The organism is Burkholderia sp. BCC1640 (assembly GCF_902833125.1).
GTDB lineage: Bacteria > Pseudomonadota > Gammaproteobacteria > Burkholderiales > Burkholderiaceae > Burkholderia > Burkholderia diffusa.
The window spans coordinates 20,255-43,339 of record NZ_CADFEF010000003.1; the positions used below are offsets into that span (position 1 = coordinate 20,255).

At 67.3% G+C, this 23,085-nt stretch carries 23 protein-coding genes; 6 read left to right on the forward strand and 17 right to left on the reverse strand.

From position 1 onward, the window contains the following. Positions 1 to 3 precede the first annotated feature (3 nt). From HWX25_RS04350 to HWX25_RS04410, 13 genes are all read right to left on the reverse strand, one after another. Positions 4 to 1,509: a DegQ family serine endoprotease gene (locus HWX25_RS04350; RefSeq protein ID WP_059523716.1), complete on the reverse strand. Its 1,506-nt coding sequence runs from the start codon at positions 1,507 to 1,509 to the stop codon at positions 4 to 6. Positions 1,510 to 1,525: 16 nt separating this feature from the next. Continuing rightward, complete coding sequence (locus tag HWX25_RS04355) at positions 1,526 to 2,578, reverse strand: MucB/RseB C-terminal domain-containing protein (RefSeq protein WP_175907351.1); 1,053 nt, start codon at positions 2,576 to 2,578, stop codon at positions 1,526 to 1,528. A gap of 5 nt (positions 2,579 to 2,583) precedes the next feature. Next, positions 2,584 to 3,201 carry a sigma-E factor negative regulatory protein gene (locus tag HWX25_RS04360; protein ID WP_059523722.1) on the reverse strand — a complete coding sequence of 206 codons (618 nt, stop codon included), beginning with the start codon at positions 3,199 to 3,201 and terminating at the stop codon, positions 2,584 to 2,586. Between the two features lie 88 nt (positions 3,202 to 3,289). Further along, complete coding sequence (gene rpoE / locus HWX25_RS04365; RefSeq protein WP_006752490.1) at positions 3,290 to 3,889, reverse strand: RNA polymerase sigma factor RpoE; 600 nt, start codon at positions 3,887 to 3,889, stop codon at positions 3,290 to 3,292. A gap of 91 nt (positions 3,890 to 3,980) precedes the next feature. Next, the gene (locus tag HWX25_RS04370; protein WP_059816055.1) at positions 3,981 to 4,445 is read right to left on the reverse strand and encodes a protein YgfX; all 465 of its coding nucleotides are present in this window, start codon (positions 4,443 to 4,445) and stop codon (positions 3,981 to 3,983) included. Positions 4,446 to 4,456: 11 nt separating this feature from the next. After that, on the reverse strand, positions 4,457 to 5,689 hold the full coding sequence (gene fabF, locus HWX25_RS04375) for a beta-ketoacyl-ACP synthase II (protein WP_059691082.1): 1,233 nt from the start codon (positions 5,687 to 5,689) through the stop codon (positions 4,457 to 4,459). A gap of 162 nt (positions 5,690 to 5,851) precedes the next feature. Continuing rightward, the gene (gene acpP, locus HWX25_RS04380) at positions 5,852 to 6,091 is read right to left on the reverse strand and encodes an acyl carrier protein (protein ID WP_004197638.1); all 240 of its coding nucleotides are present in this window, start codon (positions 6,089 to 6,091) and stop codon (positions 5,852 to 5,854) included. Positions 6,092 to 6,235: 144 nt separating this feature from the next. After that, positions 6,236 to 6,985 carry a 3-oxoacyl-ACP reductase FabG gene (gene fabG / locus HWX25_RS04385; RefSeq protein WP_175907353.1) on the reverse strand — a complete coding sequence of 250 codons (750 nt, stop codon included), beginning with the start codon at positions 6,983 to 6,985 and terminating at the stop codon, positions 6,236 to 6,238. Positions 6,986 to 7,021: 36 nt separating this feature from the next. Continuing rightward, positions 7,022 to 7,954, reverse strand: coding sequence for an ACP S-malonyltransferase (gene fabD, locus HWX25_RS04390; RefSeq protein ID WP_175907355.1), 933 nt, complete (start codon positions 7,952 to 7,954; stop codon positions 7,022 to 7,024). A gap of 85 nt (positions 7,955 to 8,039) precedes the next feature. Beyond that, positions 8,040 to 9,029: a beta-ketoacyl-ACP synthase III gene (locus HWX25_RS04395; RefSeq protein WP_059816060.1), complete on the reverse strand. Its 990-nt coding sequence runs from the start codon at positions 9,027 to 9,029 to the stop codon at positions 8,040 to 8,042. Next, entirely contained in the window at positions 9,030 to 10,136 is a 1,107-nt protein-coding gene (gene plsX / locus HWX25_RS04400; protein WP_175907357.1) for a phosphate acyltransferase PlsX, read from the reverse strand. A gap of 129 nt (positions 10,137 to 10,265) precedes the next feature. After that, positions 10,266 to 10,445 carry a 50S ribosomal protein L32 gene (gene rpmF, locus HWX25_RS04405; RefSeq protein ID WP_006051932.1) on the reverse strand — a complete coding sequence of 60 codons (180 nt, stop codon included), beginning with the start codon at positions 10,443 to 10,445 and terminating at the stop codon, positions 10,266 to 10,268. Positions 10,446 to 10,543: 98 nt separating this feature from the next. Beyond that, positions 10,544 to 11,179, reverse strand: a complete 636-nt coding sequence (locus HWX25_RS04410) for a DUF177 domain-containing protein (protein ID WP_059702495.1) — start codon at positions 11,177 to 11,179, stop codon at positions 10,544 to 10,546. 255 nt (positions 11,180 to 11,434) lie between these two features. Between HWX25_RS04410 and HWX25_RS04415 the strand changes: the two genes are divergently transcribed. After that, the gene (locus HWX25_RS04415) at positions 11,435 to 12,064 is read left to right on the forward strand and encodes a Maf-like protein (RefSeq protein WP_175907359.1); all 630 of its coding nucleotides are present in this window, start codon (positions 11,435 to 11,437) and stop codon (positions 12,062 to 12,064) included. Then, positions 12,061 to 12,783, forward strand: a complete 723-nt coding sequence (locus HWX25_RS04420; RefSeq protein WP_175907361.1) for an SAM-dependent methyltransferase — start codon at positions 12,061 to 12,063, stop codon at positions 12,781 to 12,783. The genes HWX25_RS04415 and HWX25_RS04420 overlap by 4 nt, the downstream gene beginning before the upstream one ends. Before the next feature lie 72 nt (positions 12,784 to 12,855). Here the strand turns inward: HWX25_RS04420 and HWX25_RS04425 are convergent, their stop codons facing one another. Genes HWX25_RS04425 through rluC form a run of 4 tightly spaced genes read right to left on the reverse strand, consistent with a single transcriptional unit; the run spans position 12,856 to position 15,937 of the window. Then, positions 12,856 to 13,848, reverse strand: coding sequence for a S49 family peptidase (locus HWX25_RS04425; RefSeq protein ID WP_059816070.1), 993 nt, complete (start codon positions 13,846 to 13,848; stop codon positions 12,856 to 12,858). Positions 13,849 to 13,860: 12 nt separating this feature from the next. Beyond that, positions 13,861 to 14,271: a Rieske 2Fe-2S domain-containing protein gene (locus HWX25_RS04430; RefSeq protein WP_059523743.1), complete on the reverse strand. Its 411-nt coding sequence runs from the start codon at positions 14,269 to 14,271 to the stop codon at positions 13,861 to 13,863. Next, positions 14,268 to 14,927, reverse strand: a complete 660-nt coding sequence (locus HWX25_RS04435; RefSeq protein WP_175907363.1) for an HAD-IA family hydrolase — start codon at positions 14,925 to 14,927, stop codon at positions 14,268 to 14,270. Before HWX25_RS04435 ends, HWX25_RS04430 begins: the two co-directional genes overlap by 4 nt. Before the next feature lie 5 nt (positions 14,928 to 14,932). Next, on the reverse strand, positions 14,933 to 15,937 hold the full coding sequence (gene rluC / locus HWX25_RS04440) for a 23S rRNA pseudouridine(955/2504/2580) synthase RluC (RefSeq protein WP_059702505.1): 1,005 nt from the start codon (positions 15,935 to 15,937) through the stop codon (positions 14,933 to 14,935). A gap of 723 nt (positions 15,938 to 16,660) precedes the next feature. Between rluC and HWX25_RS04445 the strand changes: the two genes are divergently transcribed. The 4 genes from HWX25_RS04445 to glp all read left to right on the forward strand — a co-directional run bounded on the left by HWX25_RS04445 (position 16,661) and on the right by glp (position 23,059). Beyond that, on the forward strand, positions 16,661 to 19,768 hold the full coding sequence (locus HWX25_RS04445; protein ID WP_175907365.1) for an Rne/Rng family ribonuclease: 3,108 nt from the start codon (positions 16,661 to 16,663) through the stop codon (positions 19,766 to 19,768). 131 nt (positions 19,769 to 19,899) lie between these two features. Continuing rightward, on the forward strand, positions 19,900 to 21,012 hold the full coding sequence (gene moaA, locus HWX25_RS04450) for a GTP 3',8-cyclase MoaA (RefSeq protein WP_175907367.1): 1,113 nt from the start codon (positions 19,900 to 19,902) through the stop codon (positions 21,010 to 21,012). A gap of 28 nt (positions 21,013 to 21,040) precedes the next feature. After that, positions 21,041 to 21,658: a molybdenum cofactor guanylyltransferase MobA gene (gene mobA, locus HWX25_RS04455; protein WP_175907369.1), complete on the forward strand. Its 618-nt coding sequence runs from the start codon at positions 21,041 to 21,043 to the stop codon at positions 21,656 to 21,658. A gap of 105 nt (positions 21,659 to 21,763) precedes the next feature. Next, complete coding sequence (gene glp, locus HWX25_RS04460; RefSeq protein WP_175907370.1) at positions 21,764 to 23,059, forward strand: gephyrin-like molybdotransferase Glp; 1,296 nt, start codon at positions 21,764 to 21,766, stop codon at positions 23,057 to 23,059. Positions 23,060 to 23,085: the final 26 nt, after the last annotated feature.

The window sequence follows — 23,085 nt, forward strand, 5'->3', positions numbered from 1 at the left end:
GCGTTACTTCTGGATCGGGCGCGGGCGCACCGGCACGAACTGCGTATTGTCGCCGCGCCGCACGAGCACCGCGACCGCCTTCTGCGGATCGAGCTGCGCGGTCACGTCGGCGAACTGCTTCGCGCTCGTGATGTCGGTGTCGCCGACGCGCAGCACGATGTCGCCGCGCTGCAGGCCCGCCCGGGCCGCCGGGCCGTCGACGCCGTCGATCTGCACGCCGTTCTTCAGCTTCAGCGACTTCAGCTGGTCAGCCGAAAGGTCGCTGACCGTCAAGCCGAGTGAATTGGCCGGGCGCGGCTTCTGCGGCACATTCTTGCGCTGCTCGGCCTTCGCCGTCGTCTCCGCCGGCGTCTCGGCGATCGTGATCGGCACATCACGCGCCTGACCCTTGCGCCACACGCTGACGGTCGCCTTGGTGCCCGGCTTCGTGTCGCCGACCATGCGCGGCAAATCCGACGCCGTATCGACCGACCGGCTGTTGAACTTCAGGATGATGTCACCCGGCTGGATGCCCGCCTTGTCGGCCGGACCGCCCGGCTCGACGCTGCTGACGAGCGCGCCTTCCGCCTTCGGCAGCCCGATCGAATCGGCCACCTCCTTCGTCACTTCGCCGATCGCCACCGCAATGCGGCCACGCGTGACCTTGCCGGTCGCCTTCAGCTGGTCTGCCACGCGCATCGCCTCGTCGATCGGAATCGCGAACGAAATGCCCATGAAACCGCCGGTACGACTGTAGATCTGCGAGTTGATGCCGATCACCTCGCCCTGCATGTTGATCAGCGGGCCGCCCGAGTTGCCGGGGTTCACCGCGACGTCGGTCTGGATGAACGGCAGGTAATCGCCCGTGTTGCGGCTCTTCGAGCTCACGATGCCGGCCGTCACGGTGTTGTCGAGGCCGAACGGCGAACCGATCGCGACGACCCACTCGCCGACGCGCACCTTGTTCGAATCGCCGATCGCGACGACCGGCAAGTTCGACGCCTGGATCTTGACGACCGCGACGTCCGTGCGGTCATCGACGCCGACCAGTTTCGCCTTGAATTCGCGCTTGTCGGTCAGCGTCACGTAGATGGTGTCCGCGTCGTCGACGACGTGCGCGTTGGTCATCACGTAGCCGTCCGCCGACACGATGAAGCCCGAACCGACGCCGCGGTTCTGCTCGGTGTCGGGCGGATTGTCCGGCGCCGGCGCGTTCTTCGGGCTGCCATTGCCGTTGCCGCCACCGTTGCCAGGCGCCTGCGGCAGCGGAATGCCGAAGAAGCGCCGGAAGAATTCCGACATGTCGCCGTTGTCGAAGCCCGGCGGGAGCACGCCGCGCGGCCCGGGCGTCGGCACGTTCGCGGTGGTCCGGATGTTCACGACAGCCGGCCCGACCTTCTCGACCAGATCGGCGAAGTCGGGAAGGCTGGCTGCTGGAGGCGTGACAGCGGCCGCGGTTTGCGGGGCGAGCGGCAGGCAGGCAAACAGCACCGCCGCCGCGAGCACTTTGCGCAGCGTGAGTTTCGTCATGTCGGAAGCCGTAGCGTTACTTGGAAGCCTTGTATTCTATGGCAGACGCGAACTGCTGCAAGGTGGCCGGCGGCACTTCGCCGAGCACTGTGATCCAGTAGTCGCCGCGACGCTTCACGAGCACGTGGGTCGCGCCGGTGCTGCCCGCCCCTTCCTTGCGCGTGTTCTTTTCGGCCGGCTCGATGAAGACGGAGATCGTGGCGAGGCCGTCGGTGAAGACGGCCTGATCGACCGGAATCGGCGGATCGCCGGCGTCGCGCGCAGCCATCGGCCGGCGCACCTCGCGAATCTTCCGGAAGCCGGCGATGGTCGGTGCGATCTGCCAGCCCTGCGCTTCCATGTCGACCGTCGCGACCGGCGGGCGAACGATCGTCCAGCCGCTCAGGTTGCGCATGCCGGCCGCGATCGCGGATTTGTCGCCGACCGCGCCGCCCGTCTGCACTTGCGAAAACGCGACCTGCTCGAGCACGTGATCGCTCGCATCGAGCGTCTGCGAACGCAGCAGCAGCCCGGTGCGGGTGTCGGCCCACAGCTTGTACGTGAACCGGTACGCATCCTTCGGCACGAGTTCGACCACTTGCGCGTCGACCCCGGCCACCCGGTCCTTGCCGAGCAGCTTCGCGTCATAAACGGACATCACGTGCTCGCCACCCGCGCCGAGCAGTGCAGGGAACGAATCGCGCGTCTGGCGGCGCTCGACCACGCACAACTTGCGCTCGGGAACGAACGTGTACAACTCGTCGTTGTGCCGCAGAACCTTGCGCGGCTTGCCGTCGAGCGACTCGATCCGCTCGAACTCGCCGTCGCGGGACGCCACGTGCGCGATGCGCGACGACTGGACATACCCGCCGCGCTGGTAGACGAACGTACCCTCGTAGCTCTGCTGCTGCGCCGCCTGCTGGATGCGATCGAGCCAATCCGCCGCACCCTTGCGGGTCGCGACGGGATCGTCCGGTTGCTGGGCGCTGGCTGAGAGAGATTGAACGGACAACAGGGCGGCTGCGCAAAGCAGGAGGGCCGGCAGCCGCTTCCATCCGGAGATGGCGTGATTCAACTGCAATGTCCGCATCGGGTTTATTGGCCTGGCGTGGTGGTCACGGCAGCGCGGATCAGCGGCATCGAGCCCGTGACGACGGGCTGCTGCGCGAATTGCTGGTGCGCTTCAAGGTATTGGTCGAGACTTGCGTCGCGGATGATGTTGACGTCCTGCAGGCCCGGCTGCGCCGATGCCTGCGCAACCGTCACGCGCTGCAGGTTGCCGTTCTGCGGTGCGCCTGTCGACGCGACCTGGACGGCGCCCGGCGCACCGGCCGTCTGCATCTGCGGGACGACGATCCACGTCAGCGTGGCGGCCGCGGCGGCCACCGCGAACGCGGGCACGACACGCCGGCGCAGCGACAGCAGCTTGCGCGCGACCGGCGCGGCGGCCGGCGCGAGCAGGTGCGGCTCGCTTTCCAGCGCGGCCGACATGCGCGCGGTGAACGCGACGCTCAGCGCGGGCGACAGCGCGAGCTCGTCCGAGCGCAGCGCATCGCCGATCAGGTGGTAATGGGCCCACGCAGCGCGATCCGCGCGGTCGAGCTCAGCCAGAAACTGCCCGTGATCCGGGCCGTCGAACAGTTCACCGTCGACCAGAGCGGAAAGGCGCTCGCCGCGCGAGCACGCTTGCGACTGCGTATTGACCGACCCCATGATGCTCCCCATCTTGCACACACCCCGTCGTGACTTCACGACTCTATCCGTAACTAGACCCCGACCCGCTTCGTTGCGCCCGTCGCGCTTACCAGCGCTTGCCTTCGGGCGTATCGAGCAGCGGACGCAATTTCGCAGCGATTGCCTCGCGCGCCCGGAAGATCCGCGACCGGACCGTCCCGATCGGACAATCCATCATTTCCGCGATCTCTTCGTAGCTCAGGCCCTCGATCTCGCGCAGCGTGATCGCCTGGCGCAGTTCTTCGGGCAGGACGGCCATTGCAGCGTTGACCGTCTCGGCAATCTGCTTGCTCATCAACATCGACTCAGGCGTGTTGATATCCCTTAGTTGGTCTGCGTCGGAGAAAGTTTCCGCTTCCTCGGCATCGGCCTCGGTGGAGGTCGGTGCCCGGCGGCCCTGCGTCGCAAGGTAGTTCTTCGCCGTATTGACGGCAATCCGGTACAACCACGTGTAGAACGCCGACTCGCCGCGAAATTGCGGCAGCGCACGATACGCCTTGATGAACGCGTCCTGGGCCACATCCTCGACCTCGGCGGGATCCCGCACGAGGCGCGAGATCAGCCGAATGATCTTGCGGTGGTATTTGGAGACCAGGAGTTCGAACGCCGCCTTGTCGCCTTTCTGTACGCGCTCGACCAGAGCCTGATCGATTTCTTTTTCACTCACCTGACAAATCCGTTAACTAGGGATGCAACGCGGAGCGTTATTGTAGCGTTCCGGCGCCGGCCGCTGGTTACGGTCGGTAACTGCGCCACCGTCATGCCCGCCCCGCCGTGCCCGCGGTACGCGCCAGCACGGACAGCGCGCTGAACGACGCGGCGTCGAGCGCATCGGCCGGGATCAGCAGCGGCCGGGCACGCCGGGCGCCCTGCCCGACCGACAGCACGAGCAGCAGGCTGCTCCAGTGGGCATGGCCGGTCACGCGGCCCCGGGCCAGCAAGCGCCCGGTGCGGCCAAACGCCGCGATCTCCCCGAATGCATCGATCCGCAACTCGGCCGGCAGCCGACGGGCACAGGCCCGTGCGGCACACATGGCAAGCAGCGCTGCCGTCGCCGCGGACACGCACGCGCCGGCTGCGGCACCGGCCCGCGGCGCCCAGAACAGGTACGCGGACGCGGCAGCCGCCGCGACGAACACGGCCAGCACGACATACGACACGGCCGAGGCCCGCAACGCAAAGCGCTGCGGACGCCCGGCCGGAGCATCGAATGGACTCGTCAAGCGATTCAGCGTCAGACGCGCTTGAACACCAGCGTGCCGTTGGTACCGCCGAAGCCGAAGTTGTTCTTTACGGCAACGTCGATCTTCATGTCACGCGCGGTGTTCGCGCAGTAATCGAGATCGCACTCGGGGTCCTGGTTGAAGATGTTGATGGTCGGCGGCGACACGTTGTTGTGCAGCGCCAGCACCGTGAACACCGACTCGAGGCCGCCCGCGCCACCCAGCAGGTGGCCCGTCATCGACTTCGTCGAGTTCACGACGAGCTTGTACGCGTGCTCGCCGAATGCCGCCTTCACCGCGTCGGACTCGTTCTTGTCGCCGAGCTGCGTCGACGTGCCGTGCGCGTTCAGGTACTGGACCTCGTCCGCGTTCACGCCGGCGTCGCGCAGCGCCGCAACCATGCAGCGGCGCGGACCGTCCATGTTCGGCGCGGTCATGTGGTACGCATCGCCCGTCATGCCGAAGCCCGAGACTTCCGCATAGATCTTCGCGCCACGTGCCTTCGCCGCCTCGTACTCCTCGAGCACCATCACGCCCGCGCCCTCACCCAGCACGAAGCCGTCGCGATCCTTGTCCCACGGACGGGACGCCGTGGCCGGATCGTCGTTGCGGGTCGACAGCGCACGCGCGGCCGCGAAGCCGCCGATGCCGAGCGGCGACACCGTCGATTCGGCGCCGCCCGCGACCATCACGTCGGCGTCGCCGGCCTGGATCAGGCGCGCCGCGAGGCCGATGCTGTGCAGACCGGTCGTGCAGGCCGTCACGGCCGCAAGGTTCGGGCCCTTCAGGCCGAACATGATGCTCAGGTGACCCGAGATCATGTTGATGATCGAACCCGGCACGAAGAACGGCGAGATCCGGCGCGCGCCGCGATCGACGTAGGTCTGGTGCGTATCTTCGATCATCGGCAGGCCGCCGATGCCGGAGCCGACCAGCACGCCGATGCGTTCCGCATTGGCTTCGTTCACTTCGAGGCCGCTGTCCCGGATTGCCTGGACGCCGGCTGCGATGCCGTAATGGATGAACGTATCCATGTTGCGGGCTTCCTTCGCCGGAATGTATTCCTCGGCGCTGAAACCCTTCACTTCGCCAGCGAAATGGCAGGCGAGGTTCGACGGATCGAACTTCGTGACGGTGGCGATGCCGGACTTGCCGGCGACGAGATTGGCCCAGCCGTCGGCAACATTATTGCCAACGGGCGAAATCAGCCCCAGGCCTGTAACGACAACACGACGGCGGCTCACGGTAACCTCTTTTCCATTGGATGACAAAAACAAAAGCCACAGTGGCCACAGGAACCAGCCCTGCGAGCCCTGTGGCTGTTAGTCCGTCCGGCGCGGTTGCCGGCAGGATGGCGCGTCAAACGCGAAGATCGCGGCGACGTGGCAGATAAGCGCGAAAGGCGCTTACGCCTTGACGTTTGCGCGAGCGTAGTCGATCGCTTGCTGAACGGTCGTGATCTTCTCTGCTTCTTCGTCCGGGATTTCCATGCCGAACTCGTCTTCGAGCGCCATCACCAGTTCGACCGTGTCGAGCGAGTCTGCGCCCAGGTCGTTCACGAACGATGCTTCGTTCTTGATCTCGGCTTCTGCGACGCCCAGTTGCTCAGCGACGATCTTCTTGACACGTTGTTCGATGTTATCCATTACCCCTCCGAGGGAAAGTTCAGATTTACAAGTGCGCGCATTTTATCAGGTTTGCTGACGCCAAAACGCGCGTTGGCTTGATGGTCGATCAAGCGCCGATCCGCCTGAAAAACGGGATACGGCGCGGATGGTAAACGAAAATCGTTACGACATGTACATGCCGCCGTTCACGTGCAGCGTCGTGCCGGTGATGTAACCGGCCTGCGGCGATGCGAGGAACGCGACGGCATGGGCGATGTCTTCCGGGCTGCCGAGACGGCCGAGCGGAATCTGCGTCTTGAGCGCGGCCTGCTGTTCTTCCGGCAGCGTCTTCGTCATGTCGGTGTCGATGAAGCCCGGCGCGACGCAGTTCACCGTGATGCCACGGCTGCCGATCTCGCGCGCGAGCGCACGCGTCATGCCCGCGACGCCGGCCTTCGCCGCCGCGTAGTTGGCCTGCCCCGGGTTGCCGGCCGAGCCGACCACCGACGTGATGTTGATGATGCGGCCGCCGCGGGCCTTCATCATCGGACGCAGCACCGCACGCGACAGGCGGAACACCGACTTCAGGTTGGTGTCGATCACCGCGTCCCAGTCCTCGTCCTTCATCCGCATCGCGAGCTGGTCCTGCGTGATGCCGGCGTTGTTGACGAGCACGTGAAGCGCGCCGAATTCCTTCACGGTCGCGTCGATCAGCGCTTCGGCCGCCGCCGCGTCGTTGACGTTCAGCATCGCGCCGCGGCCCGTCACGCCCGCTTCCGCGAACCCTGCGGTAATCGCGGCGGCGCCCGATTCGCTCGTCGCCGTACCGATCACCGTCGCGCCCTGGCGCGCGAGTTCGAGCGCGATCGCCCGGCCGATGCCGCGCGATGCGCCGGTCACGATCGCGACCTGTTTATCGAGAGTCTTTTCCATGAATCGAATATCCGTCTCTTGAGGAAAGGCGCCGCGTCAGGCGGTCGCCAGCTTCAGTGCTTCGTCGAGCGAAGCCGGATCGAACACCGATGCGCCGACCAGGTTGCCGTCGATGCGCTTCGTCAGCCCTGCCAGCACCTTGCCCGGACCGCATTCGATCACGTGCGTGACGCCCGTGCCCGCGATGTGCTGCACGCATTCGACCCAGCGCACCGGGCCAGCGGCCTGGCGCACCAGCGCGTCCTTGATCGCGGCCGGATCGCTGACCACCGCGACGTCGATGTTGTTGACGACCGGAATCTGCGGCGCCTTCACGTCGACGCTCGCGAGATAGTCGCGCAGCTGGTCCGACGCCGGCTTGAGCAGCGACGAATGGAACGGCGCCGACACCGGCAGCGGCAACGCGCGCTTCGCGCCCTTCGCCTTCGCGATCTCGCAGGCCTTCTCGACGGCCGCCTTCGCGCCCGCGATCACGACCTGCGCCGGCGCGTTGAAGTTCACGGCTTCGACGACGCCCGCTTGCGCGGCTTCGGCGCACACCGCGCGCACCGTGTCGTCATCGAGACCCAGGATCGCGGCCATGCCGCCTTCGCCGACCGGCACGGCCGTCTGCATCGCCTGCGCACGGAAGCGCACGAGCGGCACCGCGTCCTTGAACGCGATCGCGCCCGCGGCAACGAGCGCCGTGTATTCGCCGAGGCTGTGGCCCGCGACGATCGACGGTGCCGGGCCGCCGGCCTGCTGCCATGCGCGATAGCTCGCGTAGGCGGCCGTCAGCATCACGGGCTGCGTGTTGGTGGTCAGATTCAGTTCTTCGGCCGGACCTTCGGCGATCAGCTTGCCGAGATCCTGATTGAGTGCATCGGATGCTTCCTGGACCGTCTCGCGCACGACGGCCAGATCGGCGAATGCGTTGAGCATGCCGACCGACTGCGAGCCCTGCCCCGGAAAAACGAATGCAAATTTCATATCGTCCCCAATTGAATCGATTCGGACGGCGCGCGCGAACGGCGCGCCGGTTCGGGATCCGCGCGCAGCAATTGCGCGCCGCGGATCAGTAGCGGAAGACGGATGCGCCCCACGTGAAGCCGCCGCCGACGCCTTCGATCAGCACGTGCTGACCGCGCTGGATGCGGCCGTCGCGCACCGCGGTGTCGAGTGCCAGCGGGATCGACGCAGCCGACGTGTTGCCGTGCTGGTCGACCGTCACGACCATGCGCTCCTGCGGTAGGCCGAGCTTGCGGCAGGTGCTGGTCATGATGCGGATGTTGGCTTGGTGCGGGATCAGCCAGTCGACTTGCTCGGGCGCGAGATTCGCCTTGGCGAGCGCCTCGATCGCGACCTTTTCGAGCACGTTGACCGCGAGCTTGAACACGGCCTGCCCGTCCATGTACAGGAACGCGCTGCCGTCGATCACGCCGCGATTGACGTTGCCCGGCGTGCAGAGGATGTTCGAATAGCTGCCGTCCGCATGCAGCGCGCTGCCGAGCACGCCCGGCTCTTCCGATGCGGACAGGATCACCGCGCCCGCGCCGTCGCCGAACAGCACGCAGGTCGTGCGGTCCTTGAAATCGAGAATGCGCGAGAACGTCTCCGCGCCGACGATGAGCGCCGTGCGGTGCTGGCCGCTGCGGATGAAACTGTCGGCCGTCGCCATCGCATACGCGAAGCCCGAGCACACCGCCTGCACGTCGAATGCCGCGCCGCCGTTCTTGATGCCGAGCTTGTTCTGCAGCAGGCACGCCGTGCTGGGGAACACGAAATCGGGGGTCGAAGTCGCGACGATGATCAGGTCGATCGACTGCGGATCGATGTCGGCCGCCTCGATCGCACGACGCGACGCTTCGAGCGCGAGATCGCTCGTCGTGACGTTCGGTGCGGCGAAGTGACGCGCATGGATGCCCGTGCGCGCAACGATCCACTCATCGCTCGTCTCGATGCCTTCCTTCGCGAGTCGATCGGCGAGCTGCTGGTTCGTGACGCGGTCGGGCGGCAGGTAGCTGCCCGTGCCGAGCACGCGGGAATAGAGAGTCGATTGGGCCATTTATGCTTTAGAGGATTGCGCAGCGGAAGGTTCGGCGTGATGGCCTGCGGCCGGGCTCGTCTGGCCCGCGCCGCCCGCGTCGTGTTCGCCGTCGCCGAGCGACACCGAATTGTCCGCCATCGCGCGCGCGAGGCGCTCCAGCACGCCGTTTTTGACGGCATCATACCCGCGTTTGATCGCCCACTCAAACGCGTAGGCATCGGCCGAACCGTGGCTTTTGATCACGAGGCTCTTCAGCCCCAGCAGCGCCGCACCGTTGTACTGGCGGTGATCGACGCGCTTCTTGAAACGCATCAGCACCGGCAGCGCAAGCAGTGCCATCAGCTTCGACATCAGCGAACGGCCGAACTCCTCGCGGATGATGTCGGACAGCATCTGCGCGAGCCCTTCGGACGTCTTGAGCGCGACGTTGCCGACGAAGCCGTCGCAGACGATCACGTCGACCGTGCCCTTGTAGATGTCGTTGCCTTCGACGTTGCCGCGGAAATTCAGCGTGCTGGCGCGCAGCAGTTCACCTGCGCGCTTGATCGTCTCGTTGCCCTTGATGACTTCTTCGCCGATGTTCAGCAGGCCGATCGTCGGGCGCTCCTTGCCTTCGAGCGCGGCGACGAGCGCGTGCCCCATCTCCGCGAACTGCAGCAGGTGCTGCGGCTCGCAGTCGACGTTCGCGCCGAGGTCCAGCATCATCGTGTAGCCGGTCGGGTTCGGCAGCGCGAACGCGATCGCAGGCCGCTCGATGCCGGGCAGCGTCTTGAGCACATAACGGGAAACGGCCATCAGCGCGCCGGTGTTGCCGGCGGAGATACAGGCCTGGGCCGCGCCTTCCTTGACGTGGTTGAGCGCGACACGCATCGAAGAATCCTTCTTCTTGCGCAGCGCCACTTCGACAGGGTCGTCCATCGCCACGACTTCGGTGGCGGGCACGACGGTCAGCGCGGGATCGTCGAGGGCTTTCAGCTTTTTCAGCTGAGCGCGGATCGCGCTTTCGATGCCGACGAGCATCAGGTGCGCATCGGGATGCGCGCGGACGAACTTGACTGCCGCGGGAACGGTCACGGACGGGCCGTGGTCGCCTCCCATGCAATCGATTGTGAGCTTTACGGTCATGGAATGCGACGAATTTCAGGCACAAAAAAGCGGCAGTTGAATGCCGCCTTTTTGTTGAGCCAGGAAAGTGTCAAGCGAACCAGTTGTCACGCGAACGGCGATCGTAGCGCGCAACGCGTGACTTGACGCTTAGTCGTTCTTCGTCTTGACGACTTTCTTGCCGCGATAGTAGCCGTTCGGGCTGACGTGGTGACGCAGGTGCACTTCACCCGTGCTCGGCTCGACTGCCAGCGGCGCTGCCGTCAGGAAATCGTGCGAACGATGCATGCCGCGCTTCGACGGCGACTTCTTGTTTTGCTGGACTGCCATGACTAACTCCTAAATAATTTTCCGGATTCTAACACAGCCCGATCCGGCGCTTAACTACCCTGGCCCAAAGCCCTTACGCCTTCCCGCGCCACAACTGCTTAGTGTTTCTTGCCGCCGTCCCCGTCCTTCTTCAGCGCTTCCAGCGCCGCGAACGGATTCGGCCGTTTGCCTTCGTCCTCGTCTTCGGCGGACTCGTCGTCCGCGTCTTCCGAAGGACCGCTCGCACCCGACACGAGGCTTTCGTGAACTGCCGGGCAAACCTCGTGCTTGGGCACGAGCGGCAACGAAAGCAGCAACTCCTCTTCGATCAAGTCGACGAGATCGAACTGGCGTGAGCCCACGATCACATCGGCTTCATCGTCGTCGAGCGGAAATTCTTCAGCTTCTTCTTCGGTCGCAACGACCCGGTACGTCATGTCGACGTCGAACGTCTGGTCGTACGGGGTCATGCAGCGCTGGCACGTGAGCCACGCATGGCCGTGCACCGCGAGGCGCAGATACGGCTGCTGCCCATCGGCGCCGTCGTCCTGCAACTCTTTCTGGGTGAACCCTTCGGCCTGCCACGTGAAGACCGTGTCACGATCGGGCGCGTCCGCCGGCACTTCGTTCAGCATGCGCGGCAGCTGCGACAGGCGCACGGCACCCGCTGCCTGCCGCCCGCTGCGGGCGAATTCGAACAGGTCGACCGCGTGCGGATCAAGCGACGCCGCAGGTTTGCCAGAAGAAGTGTTCATGTTGCGCTCCTGCCTACAGGCTGACTTGCGGGATCCGGCTTGCTGGCGCCGCACATTTGGCGCCGCGCACGTGCGCGATCTACGCCGCGTACGATTACGTACTTTACTTCCGAAGACCCGGCAGGCGCCACCACTGCGAAAGCCTGCCGACGAAAAGCGGGAAAGCATACCTGTTTTACCTTTTGCGGTCAATCACTTATGCTTGCGCCCTCGCAACACCGCGCCACACCTGACGACTCATCGACCCAATCGACCATGACGGATACCGTTTGCCGCCCGCCGCGGCTGATTCTCGCCTCCAGTTCCCGCTACCGCCGCGCGCTCCTCGAGCGCCTCGGCGTGCCGTTCGACGTGATGTCGCCCGACCTCGACGAAACCCCGCTCGCAGGCGAAACGCCGGCCGCGACCGCGCTGCGCCTCGCCGGCGCGAAGGCGCGCGCGGTCGCCGCGACGATCGACGCGCCGGACGGCGTACTCGTGATCGGGTCGGACCAGGTCGCGACGTTCGACGGCCACCAGATCGGCAAGCCCGGCACGCACGAGCGCGCGCTCGCGCAGCTCCTGTCGATGCAGGGCCGCGACGTCGAATTCCACAGTGCGCTCAGCCTGTACGACAGCCGCACGGGTGAAACCTGGAGCGAGGACCTCGTCACGCACGTGCGCTTCCGCTCGCTGCCCGAAGCCGAACTCGACGCATACTTGCGCGCGGAAACGCCGTACGACGTCGCCGGCAGCGCGAAATCCGAAGGGCTCGGCATCGCGCTGCTGGATGCCATCGACTCCAACGACCCGACGGCGCTCGTCGGCCTGCCGCTGATCGCGCTCACGCGGATGCTGCGCGCCGCGGGCTATCCGCTCTTTGCCACCCAGGGAGACCGCGCATGACCGCCGGCACGCTCTATCTCGTCCCGAATACCCTCGGTGAAGGCGACGCATCGATGCTCGCCGCCGTGCTGCCCGCGGCCGTGCAGGCGCGCGCCGGCGCGCTCGGCTATTACATCGGCGAAAACGCGAAAACGACCCGCGCGTTCCTGAAGAAGATCGGCACGACGCGGCCGATCCAGGAAATCGAGATCCGGGAACTGAACGTCAATACGCCGGCCGGCGAGATCGACCGGCTACTCGCACCGGTACTGGCGGGCGCGGACGCCGGGCTCGTATCCGAGGCCGGCTGCCCCGCCGTTGCCGATCCTGGCGCGCTGCTAGTCCGCCGGGCGCACGAGCGCGGCGTGAAGGTCGTGCCGCTCGTCGGGCCGAGTTCGATCCTGCTCGCGCTGATGGCATCCGGCCTGAACGGCCAGAGTTTCGCGTTCAACGGCTATCTGCCGGTCGATGCGGCCGCGCGCGCGAAACGCCTGCGCGAACTCGAGCAGTTGTCGCGCAAGGCGCGCCAGACGCAGATATTCATCGAGACGCCGTACCGGAACCACGCGATGCTCGACACGCTCGTCGCGACCTGCGCGCCGTCGACGCAGATCTGCGTCGCGGCCGACCTGACCCTCGAGACCGAGACGATCTCCAGCCGTACGGTGGCCGACTGGAAAAAGGCGCCTGCGCCGAATCTGCACAAGCGCCCCGCCATCTTCCTGTTGCTCGCGAACTGAGATCGGCGCCGGCAACAGCCTCGCGGCACGGGGCACCCCGCTGCGCTCGCCGCGGCGCCGGCCGGCTGCGGCTCAGCGCAGGCTGAACGACGCGCCGCCGGCGGTCAGCGCCTTCATCGCGGCACCGCCGACCGCCGCGCCGAACTTGCGCGCAACGCGATTCGTCAGGCTTTCCTTCACCGTGTAGTCGACGAGATCCGGCGCCTTCAGCACGTCGCGCGCGACCGTGTCGGTCGTGCCGTAGCCGTCGGCGAGCCCGAGTTCGACGCTCTTCTCGCCGGTCCAGAACAGACCCGAGAACATGTCGGGCGTTTCGTGCAGTCGCTTGCCGCGGCCATCCTTCACGGCCTTGATGAACTGCGCATGGACCTGGTCGAGCAGCGCCTGCGCATGGGCATCCATCTTCGGCGTCTCGGGCGAGAACGGATCGTAGAAGCCCTTGTTTTCGCCCGACGTGTGCAGGCGGCGATCGACGCCCAGCTTGCCCATCAGGCCCGTGAAGCCGAACCCGTCCATCAGCACGCCGATCGAGCCGACGATACTCGCCTTGTCGACGAAGATCTTGTCGGCGGCGGACGCAATGTAATAGCCGCCCGATGCGCACATGTCGGTCACGACGACGTACAACGGCTTGTCCGGATACTTCGTGCGGAGCCGGCGGATCTCGTCGTAGACCATCCCTGCCTGCACCGGGCTGCCGCCCGGGCTGTTGATCCGCAGCACGACGCCGGCCGTGCCGTTGTCGTCGAAAGCGGCATCCAGCGCCGTATTGATGTCGTCGGCGTTCGCGTTGGTGCCCGCCGCGATCTCGCCGTCGATCGTCACGAGCGCCGTGTGGCGCCCGCTCGACGAGAACTTCGAGTCGCTCGAGAAATCGATCAGCGCGAACGCGAACAGCACGAATACGCCGAGGAACGCGAAGCGGAAGAAAATCTTCCAGCGCCGCGCCGCACGCTGTTCCTTGACGGCCGCGAGCGCGATCCGCTCGAGCGCCGCACGCTCCCAGTTCGGTTCGCGGCTGTCGGGACGGGACGAGGAATCAGGGATGTTCGGTTGGTCGGCCATGCAGTAATGTCTTCAGTCGGTCGTGGCGGAAGGAGGCGGAGCGGCGGGACCCAGGTCGGCATCCGGCACCCAGAATACCGCACGCCCGTCCGGCGTGTCGCGCTCGTCGACTTCGACCGGCCGCAGACGGCCGCCGCGGCACGGGCCGCCGACACACTTGCCGGTATCCGGCGCGTAGATCGCGCCGTGCGTCGCGCACATCAGGTACAGGCCCGACGACTCGAAGAACTGCCCTTCGGCCCAGTCGAGCTCCATCGGCACGTGCGCGCAGCGGTTCAGGTAGCCGTACGCGCGACCTTCGTAACGCACGAAGAACACGACCGCCTGCTCGCCGCGCAGCGACGCGTCGACGCGCACACCGGCGCCGCCGTCGGCCAGCGCGTCCGATGCGCACACGCGCACGGCGTCCGGCGTCGTGCTCATGCGTGCTCCCGCAGCCACGCCGCCAGCGCGCCGACGTCCGGCGCGACGAAGCGCGGTGTCAGCGCAGCCAGTGCATCGGCCGTGTGCGCGCCGTACGCGACGCCGATGCCGGCGGCCCCGGCACTGGCGGCCATTTGCAGGTCGTGCGTGGTGTCGCCGATCATCACGGTACGCGCAAGATCCTGCCCCAATTCGCGCGACAATTCGTGCAGCATCGCCGGGTGCGGCTTCGAGAATGTTTCGTCCGCGCAGCGCGTCGCATCGAACAGGCTCGTCAGCTTCGACTGGTCGAGCACGCGGTTCAGTCCGACACGGCCCTTGCCGGTCGCGACCGCGAGCAGGTAACCCGTATCGCGCAATTCCGCGAGCAGTTCGCGCACGCCGGCGAACAGTTCGATGCGCTCATCGTCCAGCAGGTAGTGATGGCGATAACGTTCGGCCAGCCGCGGATAGTCGGACGGATCGAGGGTCGGCGCAGTGATCTGGAGCGCATCGCGCAGGCCGAGGCCGATCACATAGCGGGAGGCCTCGTCCGACGGCGCGGGCAGGCCGAGATCGCGGCACGCGGCCTGGATGCTGTGCGCGATGTGCGCAGTCGAATCCATCAGCGTGCCGTCCCAGTCGAAGACGATCAGGTCAAATTGCTGTCGGGCCATGCGAGTCAGGCGGTATCGCGCAGAGCGCGGAGTTGATCGAGGAAGCGCCGGCATTCGTCCGGCAGCGGCGCGTCGAACTGCAGCGCCTCGCCGGTCAGCGGATGCGCGAGCTTCAGCCGGTGCGCATGCAGGAACATCCGTTTGAGCGACGGCTGCGCGTTCGCGCGCGCCAGCGCCTTGTTCAGTGCGAAGTCGCCATACTTGGCGTCGCCGGCGATCGGCAGGCCAAGATGCGCGAGGTGCACACGGATCTGATGGGTCCGACCCGTTTTGAGTTCCGCCTCGACCAGCGCGTAGTCCGGCCAGCGCTCGATCAGGTTGAACACCGTGTGCGACGGCAGGCCGTCGTCCTGCACGCGCACGCGCCGCTCCCCTTCCGGGGTCGAATACTTGAACAGCGGCGCCTTCACCGCGCGGCGGCGGCCCCAGTCGGACTGCCACTCTCCGTGTCCGCACGCAAAGTAACGCTTGTCCATCCGGTTCTCGCGGATCTGCTCGTGCAGGCCGACGAGCGCCGAGCGCTTCTTCGCGAGCATCAGGATCCCGGAGGTCTCGCGGTCGAGCCGATGCACGAGTTCGAGGAACTTCGCGCGCGGACGCGCCTGGCGCATCTGCTCGATCACGCCGAACGCGACGCCGCTGCCGCCGTGCACGGCGACGCCGGCCGGCTTGTTGATGACGAGCATCGCATCGTCTTCGTACAGCACCTCGAACTGCGCGGGCGGCACGATCGGCGTGTCGGCGCGCGCGAGGTCGGCCGCCGCCACCCGCACGGGCGGCACGCGGACGATGTCGCCGAACGCGAGGCGATACTGGGCGTCGACCCGACCCTTGTTCACGCGCACTTCGCCGCTGCGCAGGATCCGGTAAATATGGCTTTTGGGCACGCCTTTACAGACGCGCAACAGGAAGTTGTCGATCCGCTGACCGGCCGAGTTTTCGTCGATCTGGATCATCGATACCTGGCCGCTTGCGACTGAATTCTGGGATATTTTGCCTAACTCATTCATACTGAATATAATTTTGCCCAGCCGGACGTTGAGGGTGGCCTGACAGGCCGGCCCCGACGGAATCGGGCAAGGCGCAAGCGCAAACCGCTATTTTACTTGCGCCGGGGGTCTGCTGCTCGCCCCTAACCAAAGAGATGCAGCAAGTTGCACGCACGGCGCCGCCCGTCGGCAAGGATCGCGCCCACAGGCGGATTCGGTCGGCAAGGCGCCGCGGTAACGGAAAGTTGGTTGAAAAGAATTTGATCGGCAGCCCGACGGCGTGAAGTACGTCCGTAGGCTGCCGGTTGCGAAAATACGGCGTTGCGCCCGATTTGGCCCCGCGAAGCGTGCGGGGCTTGGCGACGTCAAACCAGGGAAGTACACCCCAGGCGGGAAAGTCGGGCTGGATTCGATACTCCCCGCTGCGGCCCAAGCCGCAGCATCTGCCGCCCGTCGGCGCGCGCGACGCATTGCGCGCGCCCCGTGGCAGTGCCCCGGTCTCAGGCTTAGCGCGCTTTCGCAGCGTGCGGTGTGTGGACGCCGTGCTTTGAAGCCGTGTTCGCAGGTGCCCTTTGGCCGCCGGCCCCGTCTTTCGGGCCCAAGCGCCTCTTCAGGCAATTCTCCCCGCCATCCTTCCCGCTCCAGCGTGCCCGTGACAACACAACAAGGCGCGGCCTGCCGTCGTTCCCGCCCTCGCGACTGACAATCGCGAGGCGCCGGCAGCAGAGCCGCCTGGAGTCGTTCATGAAACGCATGCTGTTCAATGCGACGCAGCAGGAGGAGCTGCGCGTCGCCATCGTCGATGGGCAAAAGCTCATCGACATCGACATCGAGACAGCCGGGCGCGAACAGCGCAAGGGCAATATCTATAAAGGTGTCGTGACCCGCATCGAGCCGTCGCTCGAAGCGTGCTTCGTCAACTACGGCGAAGACCGCCACGGCTTCCTGCCGTTCAAGGAAGTCGCCCGCCAGTACTTCAAGGAAGGCATCGACATGCGCTCCGCGCGCATCCAAGATGCCCTGCGCGAAGGCCAGGAGCTGATCGTTCAGGTCGAGAAGGAGGAGCGCGGCAACAAGGGCGCCGCCCTCACGACCTTCATCTCGCTCGCCGGCCGCTACCTCGTGCTGATGCCGAACAACCCGCGCGGCGGCGGCGTATCGCGCCGGATCGAAGGCGACGAGCGGCAGGAACTGCGCGAAACCATGGCGCAGCTGCAGATTCCCGACGGCATGAGCATGATCGCCCGCACCGCGGGCATCGGCCGCAGCGCCGAGGAACTGCAGTGGGACCTGAACTACCTGCTGCAGCTGTGGCGCGCGATCGAAGCGGCATCGCAAAGCGGCAATTCCGGCCAGCCGATGCTGATCTATCTGGAATCGAGCCTCGTGATCCGCGCGATCCGGGACTATTTCCAGCCCGATATCGGCGAAATCCTGATCGACACGACCGAGATCTACGATCAGGCCCGTGCGTTCATGGACATCGTGATGCCGGACAACGTGTCGAAGGTGAAGCGTTACCACGACGACGTGCCGCTCTTCTCGCGCTTCCAGATCGAGCACCAGATCGAGACCGCGTATTCGCGCACGGTGCCGCTGCCGTCGGGCGGCGCGATCGTGATCGACCACACCGAAGCGCTCGTCGCGATCGACGTCAACTCGGCGCGTGCGACCAAAGGCGCGGACATCGAGGAAACGGCGACCCGCACGAACCTCGAAGCGGCGGACGAAGTGGCCCGCCAGCTGCGCCTGCGCGACCTCGGCGGCCTGATCGTGATCGACTTCATCGACATGGAGTCGGCGAAGAGCCAGCGCGAAGTCGAGCAACGCCTGAAGGACGCGCTCAAGCACGACCGTGCGCGCGTGCAGATGGGCAAGATCTCCCGCTTCGGCCTGATGGAACTGTCGCGCCAGCGCCTGCGTCCGGCCCTGTCGGAAGGCAGCCACGTGACGTGCCCGCGCTGTAACGGCACCGGCCACATCCGCGATACCGAATCGTCCGCGCTGCAGGTCCTGCGGATCATTCAGGAAGAAGCGATGAAGGAAAACACCGCGGCGATCCACTGCCAGGTGCCGGTCGAGGTGACCGCCTTCCTGCTCAACGAAAAGCGTCAGGAAATCAACAAGATCGAGTCGCGCTTCAAGGTCGGCATCGTGCTGATCCCGAACAAGCACCTCGATACGCCGCACTACAAGCTCGAGCGCCTGCGCCATGACGACGCGCGCCTCGACGATCCGCGTGCGTCCTGGAAGATGGCGGAAGAAGCCGCCCGCGAACTGGAGTCGGAAACCGGCTACAGCAAGCGTGCGGCCGACGTGAAGCCGAAGCAGGAAGCCGCGGTCAAGGGCATCACGCCCGAGCGTCCGGCACCGAGCCCGGCACCGCAGCGCCCGGTCGAACCGGTTGCGGTACCCGCCCCGGTCGCCGCGGCGAGCGGCGGCTTCATCGGCTGGCTGAAGGGTCTGTTCGGCATGTCGCCGGCTTCGGCACCCGCGCCGGTCGCACCGGCACCGGCCAAGGAGCAGGCAGCCCGTCCGGCCCGCGAGCGGACCGAGAAGACCGAGCAGCGCGGCGGCGATCGCAACCGCAACCGTCGCGGCGGCGCCCAGCAGGCTCAGGGCGGTCGCGATCAGGCAGCGGCAGGCCGTGGCCAGTCGCAACGCCTGGAACGCGAAGGCAAGGAAGGGCGCGAGCCGCGTGAACCGCGCGAAGGTCGCGAACCGCGTGAAGGCCGTGAGCCGCGCGAAAGCCGTGAGGGTCGCGAAAGTCGCGAGGGTCGTGGCCCACGCGAAGGCCGCGAACCGCGTGAGCCGCGTGAGAGCCGTGAACCGCGCGAGAACCGCGAACCGCGCGAGCGCACCGAGCAGCCGGAAGCCGTCGAGGCAGCCGGCCGCGGCGAGCGCCAGGAACGCGGCGAACGTCGCGAGCGCGGAGAGCGCCGCAAGCCGACGCAACACGCGGCGACGCTCGAAACCGTCACCCGTGGCGAGAACCATCCGGAAGCGGCAGCCGACCAGACTGCAGCCGTCGCCCTGCCGGGCGCCGATGTCGCAGCCGACGCGGAAGCCGGCGCACGTGACGGCGAGGAACGTCGCCGCCGCCGCCGCGGTCGCCGTGGCGGTCGTCGCGAGCGCGAGGACGAAGGCGCAGTCGTCGACCACGCCGAGCAAGGCGCGGACGGCGAAGCCGCCGTGCAGGCCGTGACGACGGAAACCCCGAGCGCGGTCGAGCCGGCTCATACGGCCGCACCGGTCGCGGTGGCAGCCGTCGCCGCAGCAGGCGCAGTCGTTGCCGAAGCGGCGGCACCGGTCGCAGCCGAGCCGCAACCGGCACCGGTTCGCGTCGAAGCGACGCCGGTCGAGCCGCTCGAGCCGGCCGTCGTCGCACCGGCAGCCGAAGCGGCACCGGTCACGCCGGCCGCTGCTCCGGAAGCCGCCCCGGCTCCGGTCGCGGTTTCGCCGACCGATGCGTTCGAAGTGCCGGCCGCGCCGGCTGCCGCCGAAGCGCCGCAGTCCGCGCCCGTCGAGCAGGCCGCACCGGCACCGGTCGTCGCAGCCGAAGCAGCTCCGGCCGCCGTCGAACCGGCTCGCGTCGAAACTGCGCCGGTCGAAGCCGTCGCCGCGCCGGCACCGGCGCCCGTGCAAACGGCCGCTGCGCCAGCGTCGGCGAGCCTCGATGTCGTGCTGGAACAAGCCGGTCTTGTGTGGGTGAACACCGACGCCGACAAGTTCCGCGCTGCTCAGGAAGCCGCGTCTAGCCTGCCGCGCGCAGTCCGCGTTCCGCGCGAGCGCAAGGCGCTGCCGCCGGTCGACACGACCCCGATGCAGCAGGTCGAAACGTCGCAACATTAAGCGGCGCATCGCCCGACCAGGAAAAGCCCGCCTCCGGCGGGCTTTTCCATTTCCGCGCTGCGGGTTTCCGCCCACCGGCCCGGCCAGCCGCTTCCGGCTAGAATAGAAGCTTGGCTCGCACTTCTTTCAACATGTCCCGACGCATCATTCCTCTCGCCGACGTCAGCGGGATGCCGGATATCTCCGGCGTCGCGCATACCCCTGACGGCGCCTTGGCCGACACGCTCGCCAGGCCGCTGCGCGACCTGCGCATCTCGGTGACGGACCGCTGCAACTTCCGTTGCGTGTACTGCATGCCGCGAGACGTGTTCGACAAGAACTACCCGTTCCTGCCGCACAGCGCGCTGCTCACGCACGAAGAAATCGAGCGCGTGGCGCGGCTGTTCGTCGCACACGGCGTCGAAAAGATCCGGATCACCGGCGGCGAACCGCTGCTGCGCAAGAACCTCGAATTCTTGATCGAGCGCCTCGCGCGCCTGACGACCCATGACGGCCGCCCGCTCGACCTGACGCTGACGACCAATGGCTCGCTGCTCGCGCGCAAGGCGCGCGCGCTGAAGGATGCCGGCCTCACGCGCGTGACGGTCAGCCTCGACGCGCTCGACGATAAGTTGTTCAAGCGCATGAACGACGCCGACTTCGCGAGCGCCGACGTGCTCGACGGCATCTTCGCCGCGCAGGCCGCGGGCCTCGCGCCAGTCAAGGTCAACATGGTCGTGAAGCGCGGCACCAACGACAGCGAGATCCTGCCGATGGCCGAGCGCTTCCGCGGCACCGGCGTGATCCTGCGTTTCATCGAATACATGGACGTCGGCACGTCGAACGGCTGGAACATGACCGAAGTGCTGCCGTCCGCGGACGTCGTCGCACGGATCGCCGAACAGTTCCCGCTCGTGCCGCTCGAGCCGCACACGGCGGCGGAAACCGCGCAGCGCTGGGGCTATGCCGACGGCAGCGGCGAAATCGGCGTGATCTCGAGCGTCACACAGGCATTTTGCGGCGACTGCACGCGCGCGCGGTTGTCGACCGAAGGCAAGCTGTATCTGTGCCTGTTCGCGTCGACCGGCCATGACCTGCGCGCCCTCGTGCGCGGCGGCGCCAGCGACGCCGAGATCGCGACCGCGATCGCCCGCATCTGGCAGGCCCGCACCGACCGCTATTCGCAGCTGCGCGGCAGCGCGACCGCCGACGCGGCGCCCCACGGTGCCGGCAAGCGCGTAGAAATGTCGTACATCGGCGGCTGACGCGCGCCCGCCGCCCCGATTTCCCGCGATGTCCGCTTCCGCCTCGCCTTCCGTCACCGGCCTGCTGCTCGCGGGCGGGCGCGCGACGCGCATGGACGGCGCCGACAAGGGTCTGCAACTGCTCGACGGTACGCCGCTTGCGCTGCACGTGCTGCGCCGGCTATCGCCGCAGGTCGACGAGACGCTGATCAGCGCGAATCGCAACACCGATCGCTATGCCGAGCTCGGTGCGCCGTTCGACGCGCGCATCGTGCCGGACGAAACACCCGATTTCCCCGGCCCGCTCGCGGGTCTGCTCGCCGGCATGCGCGCGGCGCGCGCACCGCTCGTCGCGTGCTCGCCGTGCGATACGCCCTATTTGCCGACCGACCTCGTCGCGCGGCTGCATGCGGCGCTCGATGCGCAGCAGGCCGACATCGCGATGGCGGTGACCGTCGACGCGCAACAGGCACGTTCGCCGCAGCCGACCTTCGCGCTGCTGCGCACGTCGCTCGCCGACGACCTCGCGGTCAGGCTCGCGGCCGGCGAGCGCAAGGTGCGTGCGTGGTACGCACGCCACAAGACGGTCGAAGTCGAGTTCTGCGACGAGCGTGCGTTTTACAATGCCAACTCCTGGCAGGAACTTGCCGCGCTTGCCCGCCGCTGACGGCCCCGGCATCCGTTCCCGCCCGCCGCATGCGCCTTCGCGCTCCGGCGCCCTCCGCGCGCCACCGGCCACGAACCCGATACGCCTTGCGGCGCAGTCAGACTGATGATCACGCAATCCTCGCCCGCCTCCCGAACCGCACCCGATTCCGCTGCCCCGTTGTCGCTCGCCGACGCGCAGGCGCTCGCGTGCCGATTCGCGATGCCGGTCGACGCGTGCGACACAGTGCCGCTGCATGACGCCCTCGACCGCGTGCTCGCGGCCGACGTGAATGCGCCGTTCGACATTCCCGCGTACGACAACTCGGCGATGGACGGCTATGCATTCGACGGCAGCGCACATGGGCCTGCATCGGCCGCCGACATCGCGTTGACGGTCGCCGGCACGGCGTTCGCCGGCCATCCGTTCGACGGAGTCGTGGCGCCCGGTGCGTGCATCCGCATCATGACCGGCGCGCCGATGCCAGCCGGATGCGACACGGTCATTCCGCAGGAACGCGTGCGCGTCGACGGCGACGTCATCCGCTTCGCCGCGCACGACGTCACGCGCGGCGCAAACTGCCGCAGGGCCGGCGAGGATCTCGCCCGCGGCGCCTGCGCGCTTGCCGCCGGGCGCATCCTCCGCCCGTCCGATCTCGGCTTGCTCGCATCGCTCGGGTTGCACGAAGTCACGGTGCGCCGCCGCGTGCGCGTCGCCGTGTTCTCGACCGGCGACGAACTGCGCGAACCCGGCGAGCCGCTCGATCGCGGCACGCTGTACGACAGCAATCGCGGGATGCTGGTCGCGATGCTCGAAAGGCTGCACATCGACGCGCTCGATCTCGGGATCGTCCGCGACGATCCCGTGGCGCTCGAACGCGCGCTGCGCGAGGCCGCCGCCGCACAGGCCGACGCGGTGATCACGTCGGGCGGCGTGTCGGTCGGCGAAGCCGATTTCACGCGCGACGTGATGGCGCGGCTCGGCGACGTGACCTTCGCGAGCCTCGCGCTGCGGCCCGGCCGGCCGCTCGCGTGCGGCACGCTCGCGCCTGCGGCCGACGGCGCCGGCCACGTGCTGTTCTTCGGGCTGCCCGGCAATCCGGTCGCGTCCGCCGTGACGTTCTACGCGATCGTGCGCCCCGCGCTGCTGACGCTGGCCGGCGCGCATGCGCCACCGCCGGCGATGTACACGGCACGCAGCACGCAGGCGCTGAAAAAGCACCCGGGCCGTACAGAATACCTGCGCGCCGTCGCGACGCGCGACGCCGACGGCCAGTGGCACGTCGCACCGGCCGGCTCGCAGAGTTCCGCATCGCTGAGCGGCCTCGCGGCCGCCAACTGTTTCATCGTCCTGGGCCACGATTCCGCGGCAGTCGACGCGGGCGCCCCGGTCGACATCCTGCCGCTCGACGGCTTGATCTGAATTCCAATCGGTATATCTCTACGGGG

Coding starts and splice junctions, on each gene's coding strand:
- HWX25_RS04350 (WP_059523716.1), bottom strand. CDS start 1,509: ATGACGAAACTCACGCTGCGCAAAGTGCTCGCGGCGGCGGTGCTGTTT.
- HWX25_RS04355 (WP_175907351.1), bottom strand. CDS start 2,578: ATGCGGACATTGCAGTTGAATCACGCCATCTCCGGATGGAAGCGGCTG.
- HWX25_RS04360 (WP_059523722.1), bottom strand. CDS start 3,201: ATGGGGTCGGTCAATACGCAGTCGCAAGCGTGCTCGCGCGGCGAGCGC.
- acpP (WP_004197638.1), bottom strand. CDS start 6,091: ATGGATAACATCGAACAACGTGTCAAGAAGATCGTCGCTGAGCAACTG.
- fabG (WP_175907353.1), bottom strand. CDS start 6,985: ATGGAAAAGACTCTCGATAAACAGGTCGCGATCGTGACCGGCGCATCG.
- fabD (WP_175907355.1), bottom strand. CDS start 7,954: ATGAAATTTGCATTCGTTTTTCCGGGGCAGGGCTCGCAGTCGGTCGGC.
- HWX25_RS04395 (WP_059816060.1), bottom strand. CDS start 9,029: ATGGCCCAATCGACTCTCTATTCCCGCGTGCTCGGCACGGGCAGCTAC.
- plsX (WP_175907357.1), bottom strand. CDS start 10,136: ATGACCGTAAAGCTCACAATCGATTGCATGGGAGGCGACCACGGCCCG.
- rpmF (WP_006051932.1), bottom strand. CDS start 10,445: ATGGCAGTCCAGCAAAACAAGAAGTCGCCGTCGAAGCGCGGCATGCAT.
- HWX25_RS04410 (WP_059702495.1), bottom strand. CDS start 11,179: ATGAACACTTCTTCTGGCAAACCTGCGGCGTCGCTTGATCCGCACGCG.
- HWX25_RS04415 (WP_175907359.1), top strand. CDS start 11,435: ATGACGGATACCGTTTGCCGCCCGCCGCGGCTGATTCTCGCCTCCAGT.
- HWX25_RS04420 (WP_175907361.1), top strand. CDS start 12,061: ATGACCGCCGGCACGCTCTATCTCGTCCCGAATACCCTCGGTGAAGGC.
- HWX25_RS04425 (WP_059816070.1), bottom strand. CDS start 13,848: ATGGCCGACCAACCGAACATCCCTGATTCCTCGTCCCGTCCCGACAGC.
- HWX25_RS04430 (WP_059523743.1), bottom strand. CDS start 14,271: ATGAGCACGACGCCGGACGCCGTGCGCGTGTGCGCATCGGACGCGCTG.
- HWX25_RS04435 (WP_175907363.1), bottom strand. CDS start 14,927: ATGGCCCGACAGCAATTTGACCTGATCGTCTTCGACTGGGACGGCACG.
- rluC (WP_059702505.1), bottom strand. CDS start 15,937: ATGAATGAGTTAGGCAAAATATCCCAGAATTCAGTCGCAAGCGGCCAG.
- HWX25_RS04445 (WP_175907365.1), top strand. CDS start 16,661: ATGAAACGCATGCTGTTCAATGCGACGCAGCAGGAGGAGCTGCGCGTC.
- moaA (WP_175907367.1), top strand. CDS start 19,900: ATGTCCCGACGCATCATTCCTCTCGCCGACGTCAGCGGGATGCCGGAT.
- mobA (WP_175907369.1), top strand. CDS start 21,041: ATGTCCGCTTCCGCCTCGCCTTCCGTCACCGGCCTGCTGCTCGCGGGC.
- glp (WP_175907370.1), top strand. CDS start 21,764: ATGATCACGCAATCCTCGCCCGCCTCCCGAACCGCACCCGATTCCGCT.